Source organism: Hyphomicrobiales bacterium, from assembly GCA_039973685.1.
In the GTDB taxonomy this organism is placed as follows: Bacteria; Pseudomonadota; Alphaproteobacteria; order Rhizobiales; family JACESI01; genus JACESI01.
In genome coordinates this window covers 319437-334171 of sequence record JBDWKL010000043.1, presented here as the reverse complement: position 1 = coordinate 334171, position 14735 = coordinate 319437, and the positions used below count along the sequence as shown (strand labels likewise).

Genomic DNA, 14735 nt, shown 5'->3' with positions numbered 1-14735 from the left:
CATGGTTCATCCATTCCCCCATCTTATTCTCACAAATAAGCCTCAAGCGGTTTCTGTTCATAACCTTTGCGGGCATTGAGGTCTGTAACCAGTTTTTCCGCCGCTTCTGAAATCACCGTACCAGGCGGGAAGATGGCGTCAGCGCCAAGCGCCATGAGCTCATCATAATCTTGCGGCGGGATCACGCCACCGCAGACGATCATGATGTGGTCGAGGCCTCGTTCTGATAGCGCTTTCTTCAGGGCTGGCACAAGGGTCAAATGACCTGCCGCGAGTGACGAGACGCCAACAATATCGACACCTGTTGTCTTCGCTTGATCCGCCACTTCTTCAGGCGTTGCAAACAGGTCGCCGATCTCAACATCAAAGCCAATATCGATGAAGGCTGAGGCGATAACTTTTTGCCCGCGGTCGTGTCCGTCTTGGCCCATTTTTGCGACCAAAATACGCGGCTTATTGCCGTCGTTATCTTTAAACACATCAACCATGCTGGCGACTTTATCAAGCTGCTCTGGCGAAAGTGCCGCGTTGCGGTAGACGCCTGAAATTGCTTTGGTCACGGCTTTATGGCGGGTGAAAGCGCTTTCCATGGCATCCGACATTTCGCCAACGGATGCATGGGCGCGGGCTGCTTTTATGCAAAGATCGAGAAGGTTTGCATCTCCTGCGGCGCCATTTGAGAGCGCTTTAAGGGCTGTTTGACACGCTGCCTCATCGCGCTCAGCACGGAGCTTTTCAAGCTTGGCAATTTGTCCTGCACGCACCTCAGCATTATCAACTTTCAACACATCAATCGGCTTCTCGTCGTCGGTCAGATATTTGTTCACGCCAACGATAGTCTGCGCGCCTGTATCAATACGCGCTTGTGTGCGGGCAGCAGCCTCTTCAATGCGTTGTTTTGGAATGCCTGCCTCAATCGCCTTTGCCATGCCGCCGAGAGCGTCAATTTCTTCGATATGAGCGAGTGCTTTTTCAGCCAGATCATGGGTCAGTTTTTCAACGAAGCTAGAGCCGCCCCATGGGTCGATAATCCGTGTGGTGCCGCTTTCTTTTTGTAAGAAAATTTGCGTGTTGCGCGCGATGCGGGCGGAGAAATCTGTCGGTAGAGCCAGCGCTTCATCAAGCGAATTTGTGTGCAAGGATTGCGTGCCACCTTGGGTCGCAGCCATGGCTTCAACGGCGGTGCGGGTTACATTGTTAAACACGTCTTGTGCGGTAAGCGACCAGCCTGATGTTTGGCAATGCGTACGCAGCGAAATCGAGCGCGCATCATTAGGGCTGAACCGTTCAGAGACAAGCTTTGCCCATAACAATCGGCCAGCCCGCATTTTCGCAACTTCCATAAAGAAGTTCATGCCTACCGCCCAAAAGAACGAAAGGCGTGGCGCGAATTTATCGACATCGAGGCCAGCCTCAACACCCGTTTTGATGTAATCAATACCATCAGCCAGCGTATAGGCAAGCTCAAGATCAGCCGTCGCACCCGCTTCTTGCATGTGATAGCCAGAGATCGAAATCGAATTAAATTTCGGCATGTTCTCAGACGTATAAGCAAAGATATCGGAGATAATCCGCATGGAAGGCGTCGGCGGGTAGATATAGGTATTGCGAACCATGAACTCTTTGAGGATGTCATTTTGAATGGTGCCAGAGAGTTTCGCCTGATCAACGCCTTGTTCTTCACCTGCCACGATAAAGAGTGCGAGAACGGGCAGGACCGCACCGTTCATGGTCATGGAAACGGACATTTCATCCAGCGGAATACCATCAAAGAGCTGGCGCATATCAAGGATTGAATCAATCGCAACGCCTGCCATGCCCACATCGCCAGCAACTCGAGGGTGGTCGCTGTCATAGCCACGGTGGGTGGCAAGATCAAAGGCGACGGAAAGGCCTTTTTGGCCCGCGGCTAGATTGCGCCGATAAAACGCGTTTGAATCAGCCGCTGTCGAAAAACCCGCATATTGGCGAATTGTCCAAGGACGCTGCACATACATGGTTGGGTAGGGGCCGCGAATATAAGGGGCGATGCCAGATTTCGTATCGAGGAAGTTGAGACCTGCAAGATCGCGATTATCATAAGACGTATCAACCGCAATGCCTTCAGGCGTTGTCCAAGCATCGCCTTTTTCTGTCTTAGTGCTTTCAGTCGCAAAATCTATTTTCGTAAAATCAGGGATCATGATGCGTCTCCCAATAGGTCTTCATCGCGGATGGTTGGCAGCGGCTCGATGGTCAGCGCTCCCTTTGTGATTACGAGTGTTGGCCGCTTTTCAATATTCAAAACGCCCGCGTCGTTAGCGCCATCATGTTGATGGAGATTGATGCCAAGAATGGGCTTCGTGCCGTTTTGAATGGCGTTGCGTCTTGCAACATTTGCTTGGGCAATCCAGCCATGAATAAGGCCACCTGTGAGCGCCTGATCAATGCCGCCAGTTGCTTCAATTTTCTGGAAGAGTGTCCAAGCTTCTTTCGCCAGTTCAGTGGTGAGCGCTTCAAACGCGCCGCTGCCACTTGCTGGGTCGCTGACACGATAGAGATTACTCTCTTCCAAAAAGATCGACTGAACATTGCGCGCCATGCGGCGGGCGAAGCTGTTGGGTAGGCCGAGTGCATTGGTGAAGGGGGCAACGGTAACGCTATCAGCACCACCGACACCAGCCGCAAACGCAGCGCTCGCAATGCGTAGCATGTTGGTGTTTGGGTCGGCGGTGGCCAACATTCTAAAGCTTGTTTCTGCGTGGATGTTAGCAGGCGTCGCGGTCAGTCCGCTTGCTTGTTGCACGCGGTTCCATAACAGGCGAAGAGCGCGGAATTTTGCAATCGTCATGAACTGATCGCTATCAGCTGAAAGCGTGAAGCCAATCGCGTCCGCTGCCAATCGCGTGTTGCCATCTTTCGCGTCTAGGGTGCGGAAGAAGGCGAGGGCATTGGCTAAAACGATCGCAAGTTCTTGCGCTTCAGTCGCGCCCGCATCATGGAAGATGCGGCCATCGGCTTCAAAGAACGGACCTTTAAATCCGTCATCAAGACGGTTTTGCCATTGTTCGCGCATGTGCTGTTGAATGTCTGCAAAAGGCCAGCGCATGGTGCCACATGAAGCGACTGCGCCAATGGCATCAAGACCGAATCGCACGTTGAGTTTTGAGATGTCGTAGTCAGCGCGTTTCGCGTAATCTGAAAACAATTCTTGCGTCTTCTTACCGCGCGGGCCGGGTTCTATGTGCAGCTTGATGGCGTTAAGGTCGATGTTTTCGAGTGCAATATCAAACGTGTCAGCTTCCGCCACCAAACCAAACCCACGAGCAGAATGTGCATCGGCAAACACCATAGCAATGCCCGTTGCACCATTCATCAAATCATCAAGCGCTTGTTTGTTCGCTTCAAGGGGGTCGGTGTGATCCATTTTTTGCACAACAGCCCACGGCGTTGCAGGGGCAGCACGGCTGATAGGCGTTGCATTATCGTGGCGCTCATAAAGCGGATTGATTGTGAGGCCGTCAGCTGTTTTGGAAAGCAAGGTTTCGTCAAAGTCAGCACCCTTCAGCGCCTTCTCAGCTGCGTGCCGCCAGTTTTCCATACTGGGGTCAGGAAACTTGATGTTGTCAGGTATCGACATTTCGATCCGGCCTTCAATTATTCTGTTATGTTGTTATACTGTTAGCAGAAATTTTCATTCAGCTGTTAATTTTCAAATGCGAGATAGTTTCGCATAAATGCAAGGTAGGTATCGTGGATATTTTCGTGATTTTTAGGGAAATTCTAATTTTTGCAGTAATTTTGTGTGTTTCTGCTGTCGGGGTATTTTGGTGGCAACGCAAACAAAAGTATCGTTATGATGAGAAGAAGTTACCTAAAAAAATGACCCATTGGGAGCCAGATGCTGATCCCGATAAAGTTCACAAGCTCAATGAACAAAATAAAAATCTTAACAGCGGTCGCGAATGGCGTTAGGGACTCATATAAGACAAAGAATGATCATTCATGACTAATCAAATCCCCGCCCATCTCATCGAAAAACTAATCAGCTTCGACACAGTGTCGCGCAATTCCAATATGGCGCTGCTGGACTTCGTGCGTGATTATTTGAGTAAGCTCGGCGTTGAGGCGAAGCTTGTGCCGAATGAAGATGGCTCCAAAGCCAATCTTTACGCGACCATCGGCCCGAATGAATCGGGTGGGGTGGTGTTATCTGGTCATACGGATGTTGTGCCTGTTGATGGGCAAGATTGGACGACAGACCCCTTTTCACTGGTTGAAAAGAACGGCAAATATTTCGGGCGCGGTGTTGCAGATATGAAAACCTATTGCGCGTTGGCGATGGGTATTTTGCCAGAATTTTTAGCCAGTAAGCCGAGCAAGCCAATTCATTTAGCGTTTTCTTATGATGAGGAAATCGGCTGCATTGGTGCGCCTTCCATGATTAAGAAAATGTCGGATGAAGTGCCGTCGCCTATGGCCGTCATTGTGGGTGAGCCGACCGATATGCAGGTGGTGACGGGGCATAAAAGCATCCTCGGGGTGAATACCCATGTGGTCGGTCATTCAGTGCATTCTTGCCAATGGAATCGTGGCGTGAGCGCCGTTATGACAGCGGCGCGGCTCATCAATTGGCTTGAAGAAACCATGCTAGAAAACCGCCGTCGTGCTGACCCAAAATCACCGTTTGATCCGCCATTTTCCACCTTGCATTGTGGGTTGGTTGAAGGCGGAACGGCGAGCAACATCGTGGCAAAAGATTGCGTCTTCTCAACAGACATCCGCACCATTGCGGGCGAAGATCCTTTGCAGTTTTATCAAAGCTTTGAAGCCTATATTCGCGATGAAATTGAGCCTGTAATGCAGGGCATTGCACCGGATGCAAAAGTGGTATTATCCCGCCGTGATGTGGTGCCCGGACTTGTGCCTGAAAACAATGGCGGTGCGGAGCGGATTGCGCGGCAAATTACCGGAGATAACGGCACCCACGCGGTCTCTTATGCAACGGAAGCAGGGCAGTTCCAAGCGGCTGGTTTTTCAGCCGTTATCTGCGGCCCAGGCTCGATTGATCAAGCCCATCAACCTGATGAATTTATAACGTTGGATCAAGTCTCCAAAGGCTGGGATTTTATGCAGGGTGTTGCAAAGGCTCTCCAATAATCATCCGTTTTTTGGAAAAATATGCCTCTTTTTGCGCGAAAACGGCATTTGAGAGATGATTTTTCCTATGTTTCGCCTGTGTTTGAAACACCAATCTTGGTAATTTTGGGCCCAAAATCTTATCTTCCGTCGTGAATGAAACCGCCAAGCGGTCTCAACCTCATGTGAAAGGTGTCGATTATGAAAGCAATTACAGCAAACGAACTTCATGTTGGTAACGTCCTTTTCTTGTCCGAAAATGGCAAGTGGAGTGGCGAGTTTTCAAAAGCTGCGATCTTTGACGCTGAGGGTTTTGGCGCTGCTTTGCAGGCGGCTCAACAAGATGAAGTAAACGGCCTTGTGATCGGTGTTTATGAAATTGATGTTGAGGAAACTGCTGAAGGTTTGCGTCCTTCCAAATTCCGCGAACGTATTCGCGCTGAAGGTCCAACTATTGCTTATGGCGAAGAAATGAAACTTGAAGGTTTTTACGCAGCCTAATTGGCGCGATGACTTTGCAAGATTTGAAAGGTTTTTGAATGTATCGTTACGATGAATTTGACGCGAAATTTGTATCTGAGCGTGTGGAGCAATTCCGCAATCAGGTGGAGCGTCGCGTTTCTGGTGAATTGACAGAAGATGAGTTTAAGCCGCTTCGTTTGATGAATGGCGTTTATCTTCAACTGCACGCTTATATGCTGCGGGTTGCCATTCCTTATGGCACGTTGAACAGCAGCCAGATGCGGATGTTGGCTCATATCGCTCGTAAATATGACCGTGGTTATGGTCACTTCACGACGCGCCAAAACCTTCAATATAACTGGCCAAAGCTTGAAGATATTCCAGCTATTTTGGAAGACCTTGCAAGCGTTGAAATGCATGCAATCCAGACTTCAGGGAATTGTATTCGTAATGTGAGCTCAGACCATTTCGCTGGTGCGGCGAGGGATGAAGCTGCAGACCCGCGCGTTTACGCTGAAATCTTGCGTCAGTGGTCAACCATCCACCCTGAATTTACCTTTTTGCCACGCAAATTTAAGATCGCTGTTATTGCATCTGAAGAAGACAGAGCGGCAATGCGGGCGCACGATATTGGGCTTCAAGTTAAAAAGGATGACGCTGGCAAGATTGGTTTTGCAGTCTACGTTGGCGGTGGTCTTGGGCGTACGCCAATGGTTGGCAAGCTCGTCAATGAGTTTGTTCTTGAAAACGATATCATCGCCTATTGCGAAGCAATCTTGCGTGTCTACAACATGTATGGCCGTCGCGATAATAAGTATAAAGCCCGCATCAAAATTCTTGTCCATGAGACAGGACTTGATGAGTTGAAGGCTGACATTGATGCGGAATTTGATCGCATTAAAGACACAGTGTTACGTCTCCCAGATGAGAGCATTCGTGCGATTGAGGAATATTTCCAAGATCCTGCATTTGAAGAGCTGCCATCAACAAGCAAAGCTTTCGAAGACCGCGTTGCAAGCGACCGTTCTTTTGCAATTTTTGCTGAGCGTAATCTTCATATCCATAAGAAACACGGCTACACGAGCGTTACAATTTCAGTGAAGCCCGTTGGAGCGCCTCCAGGTGATGCGACAGATGAGCAAATGGAAGCAATGGCTGACATTGCTGAGCAGTATAGTTTTGACGAGTTGCGTGTAAGCCACGAGCAAAACGTTATCCTCCCGCATGTGAAGCTTGATGATTTGCCTGCTGTTTATGATGCGCTGGTTAAAGCGAAATTGCATTCAGCGAATGCGGGCCTGATCACAGATATGATTGTTTGCCCAGGTCTTGATTATTGTGCTCTTGCTACTGCGCGTTCTATCCCTGTTGCACAGCGCTTAAGCGAGCGTTTTGCGGACATTGAACGTCAAAAAAATATTGGTGATTTGAAGCTCAAAATCTCAGGTTGCATTAATGCCTGTGGTCACCACCATGTGGGGCACATTGGAATTTTGGGTGTGGATCGTAAGGGTGAAGAACTCTACCAAATCACGCTTGGTGGCTCAGGTGATGAGAATACATCAATCGGAAAAATAACGGGTCGCGGCTTCACATCAGATGAGATTGTGGATGCGGTTCAAACAGTCGTCGATACCTATCTGGATATCCGCGAACAAGAAGACGAAACATTCATTCAGGCCTATCGCCGTCTCGGTGATGCGCCCTTTAAGCAAGCGCTTTACGGCTAAGTTGAATAAAGGAACAAGATTATGACAAATCAAGTTTGGACAAACGGTCGCTTTGAAGCAAATAGCTGGGCTGAGTTTGATGGCGAAAACAAGCTGTCAGGTGATGTCATCATTAGTCTCGAAGATTGGCAAAGTGGCTCATGGGCAGATCATGAAGGTCGTCTTGCTCTGAGTGTCGCAGCAAGTGACGATATTGATGTGGTTGCAAGCGTGCTTGAGTATTTCGATATGGTTGTTGTGAACTTCCCAGCCTTTGCAAATGGTACAGCCTTTTCGATCGCACGTTTGATCCGTGAAAAATTTGGCTTTGAACGCGAAATTCGTGCGCGCGGTGCCTACATCATTGATCAAATGCCAATGTTAGAACGCTGTGGTGTAACTTCTTTTGAGGTGTCGTCAAATGCCGTTAAAACCGGTCTTGATCGTGGCCTGTGGCCAGATATGCCGCGCTACTATCAGCATGCATTAGATGCAAATCGCATTGCAAGCGTTGACACTAAACGTCCTTGGCTTTCAGTTGTTAAAGCAGAAGCTGGCTCACAGCAGCGCTCGGCCGCTTAATTTTATTGATTTTGATAATGGGTAAATTGCGCCGCACCTAGAGGCGGCGCTGATCCTGCTACTTAGATAGGCTGTAACTTGTAATCTTGTTTTGATCTTTGTCGAGCATGATTACGGATGTGATGCCAGTCCAATAAATTTGGGAAAGTTCACCGTTAGATATCAATTGTTCCAGAGCTTGTCGCGCTTCACTAAGCGATCCCGCCAAGGGGCCACCACCGATCACGGCGGCGTCTTTCAAGACTTGATATACAAATTTAGAATTGCGTGACATTGATCTGTTCGCTGACGCTGCTTTAAAAGCAGGCACACTATTAACGCCAATAGGTTTCAAGACAGGTGTGTAGTGATACATACGAAATGCCAGATTTGCCGAAGGGCGCTCAATTTAACTTAAGGTATTACCCTAGGTAATAGGCATATTTTCGCGAGCAAAGCCAATCACAATAAGAATGTATGTAATGCACATATAAACTTATGTATTAGATGGTCGTAATCTGGTGCTTACGATGACGCCCAGTAAGATGCAAATTGTGAGGGTATAGACGGAAATCACCATATTTTGCGAGTAATGCTCAAGCGTCCATGCTGAGATAATGGGCCCCAAAATGCCTCCCAATGTGTAGGAGAATGCTATTGCGGCCATAGCAGCAGCGCTTTTCTTTGCAGAAATTTGAGCACCTGCTTGTAACACAGCAAGTGTATTAAACGCCCCAACTGCGCCGCCCATTATGAACAATACAGCAATCACAACCGTGAACGAAGAACCATATATAACAGTGAGGCCAAGTGAGGCGAGGGCTGTGATGGAGACAATAAGTTGGGCGAGGCGGTATCCGATTTTGTCAGCAAGCAGCCCAAGAGGTAGTTGGAGCAATGTTCCGCCTAAACCAAAAGAGGCGACAAATAACGCGCTTTCCGTAAGTGGAAACCCATTTTCTTCAAAGTAAAATGGGAAGAAGGCAATGGCAGCTGTTTCGATGAAGCCGCCTGTTAACGCTGCAACAAGGGCAATTTGAATCAAAAAGAAATCAGCGCGAAGTAATGGAGTATCTTCTGTTTCGTCTACGACTTCGTTTTTTCCAATTAAGAAAAAGAGCATCGTAGAGATCGTGGCAATGAGTAGGGCTGCGATTAAAACTTGATTTAAGCTAAGCCAGGCAAACATGAGAGGCCCAACCGCTATGGCAAATCCCATAAGTGCTTCATGGATGCCGATCATGCGGCCCATTTTATTCTTTGGACTAAGGCGCACAACTAAAACATCGCAAGAAACCCAGCGTTGAATCAAACCTGCACCAATAAAAGGCGCTGATAGCATAATTAAAACCAGATGATTTGTCGTAATAAGAAGTAATCCAATCACCGTTACAGCACCGGAAATTCGATTAAATTGTTCAAGGGAAATTTTAGACATAAATCGAGGGATAAATGGCGCAATAATTAGTACTGCAAGCCATTGACTACCAACAACCCAACCAATTGTAGGTAGAGAAACGCCTAAGTCACTTAATTTTTGAGCCAAGAAAAGTGGAAAAATGCCGACCTGAACGATTTGAGCAAGGAAAGACCCATATAAAACAAGGAAAAGGCGGTGGTTTCTTAGCATTTATTGTAAATCGCGTTGTTTAATTTTCATTTAAATGCATTCTCCATACATATATATGGGGGGCACTATGCAGTCTTTAGCTTACAAGCCGATTGACGGTGATTTGGAATTTGCCAAACCGCCTAGTCAATTGCTCACGAACGATGAGGCAACGAACCAAATAATCGCCTGGATGAAACGGGATTTACCCTGTGTGGCAGGTCGTCGTGAAACCATGCGTGGCCGGTATATGGTGCAAACCGCTGATATTGATACAGTACCAAATGTTTTCGAAGAATTTAAACAGAAATTGCACCGTCGCGAAGCCGTCGCTTGTCTTTATATTTTTAATTCACAACAATATGCCGACCCTAAGGTGACCGTTAGCGAGGTTTTTCATTTCCTTGCGCGCCAAATGCAGAAAATTTCGAGCGTGCCGCCGTGTGCTCTTGCAAATGGGGAAGCCTTGACGTCCACAATCAGGTTGCATTGTCCTATAACTGGTGTGTTGACTGATTTTGATGACTTTGAGTGCATTGCTTTTTGTCCGCAATCCAATAATCCAAACGACCCGCTTTATGACCCATTGCTCGCAATGCCACTGCCAGCCGTCAATATGTCGTCTGATATGTATGCGTTTTCTACTTTCGTGGCAGATATGATTGAGCTTCGCCATGGCGTTGCGGTTAAAGATCTAACTAACGACCGCGACGAACTTGAAGCAGCTCTTATGGGCTGTGTCGCTCAATGGCAGCGTGTCGCAGCAAAAACTATCCAGAATTATGAAGCCATCACAGATACCTCAATATGCCCAATCCATTTAAATGCTGACCAAAGTCAATGGGTTGCAGGCCATAAGGATCCAGCTTTCGCGGAACAGATTAAAGAGGTTCACACGCATGAACTGCCTGTTTTATATGGACGGCGTATTGTGGATAAATGGCTGGAATACTTTTTTGATGATCGAGAATATTCTGCAACGGGCCTAGCGCGGGACGGAATTTCGGTCGTTTGCGAAGCCTAAATCTAGAATATATTAATGGTAATTTTTTTTTGACTTTACATTACGCCTAATTATTTCGTAATTTCCGCAAATGTTAGTATAAAAAATAATTAAGGTGCCTGCTCGTAATGGCTGATCTCAATAATCTTCCTGTCGAAGTTTCAAAAGATGATTTCGTTGGAAATGCCGTCGGAGCGTTTGCTTGTGCCTTATCTGACAAAGTTGACCATGCGTGGACGACTTTAACTGGCCGCGGTGTGACCACTTGTTATGCCATCAATCAGATAGGTTCTGAGCCAGGTTCATCCATCAAAACGCTAACAGGCATGTTGAATATTGAGCATTCTAGTCTCGTTCGTCTATTGGATGTTTTAGAGCGGGATGGCTTGATTGAGCGTCGGTTAGACCCTGAAGATCGTCGGGGCAAGAAAGTTCACTTGTCTTTAGCAGGCGAAGAGCTTTTGACCGAAATGCTGAATGCCCGCCGTCGAATATTGCAACCGATGACAGGTGCGCTTGATGATAGCGAGATGCAGACTTTATTCGATTTACTCGGCAAAATGATGCCTTCAGTGGTGATTGGTGGCGATGATCAACACTTCGTTTGTCGCGTATGCGAATTAGAAATGTGCCCGCAAGAATTCTGTGCGGTTAATGGTTGTCATGAAGAGTGGAAGGATGCTGCAACAGAGCACGGCTTCCGCCGACCAATTGGTTCACGTCGTAGTCCAATCGCATCGCCAGCTATGCAGCCTAATCAGGCTGAAAGACAAAAAGACGTTGCTTAAGCACATAAAGCAGCCAAGCAAATAACCTTAGACATTTAGAACGGTTTAGACTTGCAAAAGCAGGTGCTCGCGTTCCCATGTGCTTACCACGCCCATAAAAGTCTCAAATTCTGACAGTTTGATCGCGCGATAAGTTCCAACAAATTGCTCACCAAATACTTCCTTCAGCGGGTCGCATTGCCCAAAAAGATCGACAGCATCTAGGAGCCAACGCGGTAAGCCTGAATCTTTATCTTCGCCATTATCTTGCAAAGGCGCATCAGGCTGGAGTTGCTCTTTAATGCCTAAATATCCGCAGGCAAGAGAGGCCGCAATTGCAAGATAAGGGTTTGCATCGGATGATGGGATGCGGTTTTCTAACCGTCGTGCTTCCGGTGATGACCTTGGAACGCGCAGGCCAACTGTTCTATTGTCATGCCCCCAACATAAATTGGCAGATACTGGATCTTGGTTTTTCGCAAGCCGCCTGTAGGAATTCACATAGGGCGCTAACATACACATGACATGCGGCAAATATTTTTGATGACCACCAATGAAGTGAGAAAATAAATCAGTCGGTGAACCATCATCTTTAGAAAATGCATTAAAGCCATTTTCAAGTCCCACCAAAGATTGGTGAATATGCATGGCGGAACCGGGTTGTTGGTTCATCGGCTTTGCCATGAAGGTCGCGTACATATCATGCCTATGGGCAGCTTCGCGAATGGTACGCTTGAATAGAAAGGCTTGATCGGCAAGTTCTAACGGGTCGCCATGCCGCAGGTTGATTTCCATCTGTGCCGCACCCTCTTCATGGATAAGGGTGTCAATCTCTAGGCCTTGTGCTTCCGAAAAATCATAAATGTCGTCGATCACCTCATCAAATTCATTGAGCGCTGAGATCGAAAAGGAGCGGCGGCCTACTTCTGCCCGACCAGATCGGCCTACCGGCGGCTCAATGGGATTATCGGCATCAATGTTCGGTTTGACGAAATAAAATTCGAGCTCCGGTGCGACAATCGGTTTGAGGCCAATATCTTCATAAAGCCCAATCACACGGCGCAATACCTCACGCGGAGATGTTTGCAGCGGGGTGCCATCATGATTAGCTGCATCATGAATAAGTTGCGCAGTAGGGTCGGTTTCCCAAGGAACAATGGTCAGTGTTGAATAGTCTGGGATAAGGTGAAAATCGCTATCGATCGGGTCATATTGAAAACCCTCATCATCTTCTGGATATTCGCCAGAGATGGTTTGGGTAAATATCGAACGAGGCATTGCTGATTTCCCAGAGGAGAAAAACTTAGCAACGGGCATCATCTTACCACGAGCAACGCCTGCATGATCTGGAATGATCAGCTCAATATCATCGATGTTTCTTTCACGCAGCCATTCCAGAGCTTCGCTTTCATTGGCAACACCGCGCGCTTGGGCGATTGCTGGTGGCGCTTTGGTATCCATGATAACCTCTAATTTAATAGCTGCTTTGAGTTCTAGGACAGGTGTTTATCATGGCTATGGTGTTTCTACCAGCCACCGCCACCGCCGCCACCACCGCCACCGCCGGAGCTGCCGCCGGAAAACCCTGAGGAAGATGATTTTGGTTTCGGCATGGAAGAAGAAATAGAACTTGCAATGGAATTGCCGATATTGCCAAAGCCATCACTAATATTACCATGCCTGTATCGGCGCGAGCTCCAGTGTGGCTGATAGGTAGAGCCAATGCTGCCAGTGGCTGCACTTGCAAGCCAAGTATCAAAGGCTTGCGACCAAGGTTTTTCAACGTTCAAAGCCACGGCATAAGGTAAGAGTTTTTCAAAAAGCTGTGGCGACATTTCAGGTGCATCGCGTCGGTTCATCCGGTCTTCTTCGGCATATTTTAGGTAGGTGCGCAGCCCTTCAACTTCAGCATTTTTCTTAGCGCCAATTTTTGTTGGCGCGCCCAGAAGAAAATAAAACAGACCGTTCACCGCCGCGATTGTACTGACGACACCTATGAAGATGCTCAGGTCAGAATCTTCGAAAATTGCGACGAATTTGGAGATAAATGATCCGATTAAACCAAATGCTAGCGCAATGATGAATCCTACCTTTATGACCGAAAGCAATTTTGTGGCTAACCCATCATTGCGCTTCAAATTGCGAACGGTTGAAAGGATTGGGCCCATAATTGCAAAGCCGACGATAGTAGTGGGAATAAGAGGCACTAGAAGTGCGATGCCCAAAGAGTTGTATATCATTGTGGCAACCAAGCCAGCGATACTTAGCACGACACCAAGTGCAACCCACAGGCTGTTATGCTTATAATAAACCCCACGATGTTCACTTTCGAGAGCATCTCGAAAAGCTTTTCTGAGGCCTGCGACTGATGTTCCATTTGATTTTGTGAACTTGAACACCTCATTCGCATCCAATTTTTTGTAGATAGCATTCTCCCCAGTTGGGAGCGCCTCAGCAGGTTTTGCATCAGTCTTAATGATGTGGAGTTTTTTTCCGGCATTGTCGATGATAACTAGGCCTTTGATCGCGAGGCTAAGTATTGCAGCAGCCATGGCATCATCATCAAGCCCTTTCTTATCGATGTAATTGACAAGAGCAGGGGACATGCCATCTGGCAAATCCCAACGCGGAACAACCGTGTGACCACTTGGGTCTCGACCAATTCGAAACCACGTCAACAGATAATAAATGGAGATGACGAAAAGGGTCAGGACCGCCACGACAATGTGACCGAAATCACGCATAAACCAGCTGAAATTTTGCTTGCCGGAAGGGGCATCAACTGTACCTTTTACAAGCTTTGCAACAATCGTCAGGCCTTCGTATCTCGCAAGCTTGGTGGTGGCTGAAAAATTGGCTGAGCGTTGGTCTGCACTGACACGGGCATCGGCATTTTGATCCGTTGAACCAGCGGGGCCAGTGAAGAAATTAACATCGGTGATCAGCCCACCTTCAACCACGCGAACACTGGCACTTGCCGTGTCAATCGGGAAATCCCATCCATTCCCCGTCACATTCCAGTAAAGCTCATCGTGCTCATTGAAAAAGCGAATTTGTCTGTCGGTCCAATATTTAATTTCGTAGGTATGTGCACCTGGTTTTAAGTAATAATCCTCCTTGCCAATATAGGTTCTTACCCAAGAAGGTGACCATTTATGATGATAAGAATCCGGCTCACCATCGCGGATAATTGAGAGAATTTTAAAACCGACCTTCTGGGTTGCCCCCTTGTCATCAATAAAGGTCCGTGGAAAATCTCTGAAGATGCCGCGCTTGATTTTTTGTTGCTTAGCAATAACCGAAATCGTCTCCGTTACAATCAAATCACCATTTTGCTGCACCTCAATGTCAGCATGAAAATTGGTAATGACCTCGCCCTGCGAAGACTGCGCATGGCTGTTTGCGCTGAGCCCTAAGCTCAAGCCAAACAGCATCAAAAAGCAAAGTGCTAAAAAGCCGCTCTGCTTGCACAGGCGCTTGTCATAAATCCGCATCATTTTTTACCT

At 47.6% G+C, this 14735-nt stretch carries 13 protein-coding genes; 7 read left to right on the top strand and 6 right to left on the bottom strand.

The window, feature by feature from the left end; translation table 11 throughout:
* Positions 1-29: 29 nt before the first annotated feature.
* Together scpA and ABJO30_12680 are read right to left on the bottom strand one after the other, a co-directional pair.
* Positions 30-2183 carry a methylmalonyl-CoA mutase gene (gene scpA / locus ABJO30_12685; protein ID MEP3233674.1) on the bottom strand — a complete coding sequence of 718 codons (2154 nt, stop codon included), beginning with the start codon at positions 2181-2183 and terminating at the stop codon, positions 30-32.
* Positions 2180-3619: a methylmalonyl-CoA mutase family protein gene (locus ABJO30_12680; GenBank protein MEP3233673.1), complete on the bottom strand. Its 1440-nt coding sequence runs from the start codon at positions 3617-3619 to the stop codon at positions 2180-2182. Before ABJO30_12680 ends, scpA begins: the two co-directional genes overlap by 4 nt.
* 113 nt (positions 3620-3732) lie before the next feature.
* Between ABJO30_12680 and ABJO30_12675 the strand changes: the two genes are divergently transcribed.
* From ABJO30_12675 to ABJO30_12655, 5 genes are all read left to right on the top strand, one after another.
* Positions 3733-3954, top strand: a complete 222-nt coding sequence (locus ABJO30_12675) for a hypothetical protein (GenBank protein MEP3233672.1) — start codon at positions 3733-3735, stop codon at positions 3952-3954.
* Between the two features lie 30 nt (positions 3955-3984).
* Complete coding sequence (gene argE / locus ABJO30_12670) at positions 3985-5139, top strand: acetylornithine deacetylase (protein ID MEP3233671.1); 1155 nt, start codon at positions 3985-3987, stop codon at positions 5137-5139.
* 180 nt (positions 5140-5319) lie between these two features.
* Positions 5320-5619: a DUF2849 domain-containing protein gene (locus ABJO30_12665; protein MEP3233670.1), complete on the top strand. Its 300-nt coding sequence runs from the start codon at positions 5320-5322 to the stop codon at positions 5617-5619.
* A gap of 38 nt (positions 5620-5657) precedes the next feature.
* Positions 5658-7310, top strand: a complete 1653-nt coding sequence (locus tag ABJO30_12660; GenBank protein ID MEP3233669.1) for a nitrite/sulfite reductase — start codon at positions 5658-5660, stop codon at positions 7308-7310.
* A gap of 21 nt (positions 7311-7331) precedes the next feature.
* A complete protein-coding gene (locus ABJO30_12655; protein ID MEP3233668.1) occupies positions 7332-7871 on the top strand; it encodes a DUF934 domain-containing protein in 540 nt (179 codons plus the stop codon).
* A gap of 58 nt (positions 7872-7929) precedes the next feature.
* On the opposite strand, the gene ABJO30_12650 is transcribed toward ABJO30_12655, so the two are convergent.
* Positions 7930-8145, bottom strand: coding sequence for a hypothetical protein (locus tag ABJO30_12650; GenBank protein MEP3233667.1), 216 nt, complete (start codon positions 8143-8145; stop codon positions 7930-7932).
* Positions 8146-8346: 201 nt separating this feature from the next.
* A complete protein-coding gene (locus tag ABJO30_12645; protein ID MEP3233666.1) occupies positions 8347-9480 on the bottom strand; it encodes an MFS transporter in 1134 nt (377 codons plus the stop codon).
* Positions 9481-9547: 67 nt separating this feature from the next.
* On the opposite strand from ABJO30_12645, the gene ABJO30_12640 reads away from it, so the two are divergent.
* Positions 9548-10483 carry a hypothetical protein gene (locus ABJO30_12640; protein MEP3233665.1) on the top strand — a complete coding sequence of 312 codons (936 nt, stop codon included), beginning with the start codon at positions 9548-9550 and terminating at the stop codon, positions 10481-10483.
* 107 nt (positions 10484-10590) lie between these two features.
* Positions 10591-11250 (top strand): MarR family winged helix-turn-helix transcriptional regulator, encoded by a 660-nt coding sequence (locus ABJO30_12635; protein ID MEP3233664.1) that lies wholly within the window; start codon positions 10591-10593, stop codon positions 11248-11250.
* A 45-nt stretch (positions 11251-11295) separates the two neighbouring features.
* Here ABJO30_12635 and ABJO30_12630 read toward each other — a convergent pair whose 3' ends face one another.
* Positions 11296-12690: a glutamine synthetase family protein gene (locus ABJO30_12630; GenBank protein MEP3233663.1), complete on the bottom strand. Its 1395-nt coding sequence runs from the start codon at positions 12688-12690 to the stop codon at positions 11296-11298.
* A gap of 65 nt (positions 12691-12755) precedes the next feature.
* On the bottom strand, positions 12756-14726 hold the full coding sequence (locus ABJO30_12625; GenBank protein MEP3233662.1) for a DUF2207 domain-containing protein: 1971 nt from the start codon (positions 14724-14726) through the stop codon (positions 12756-12758).
* Positions 14727-14735: the final 9 nt, after the last annotated feature.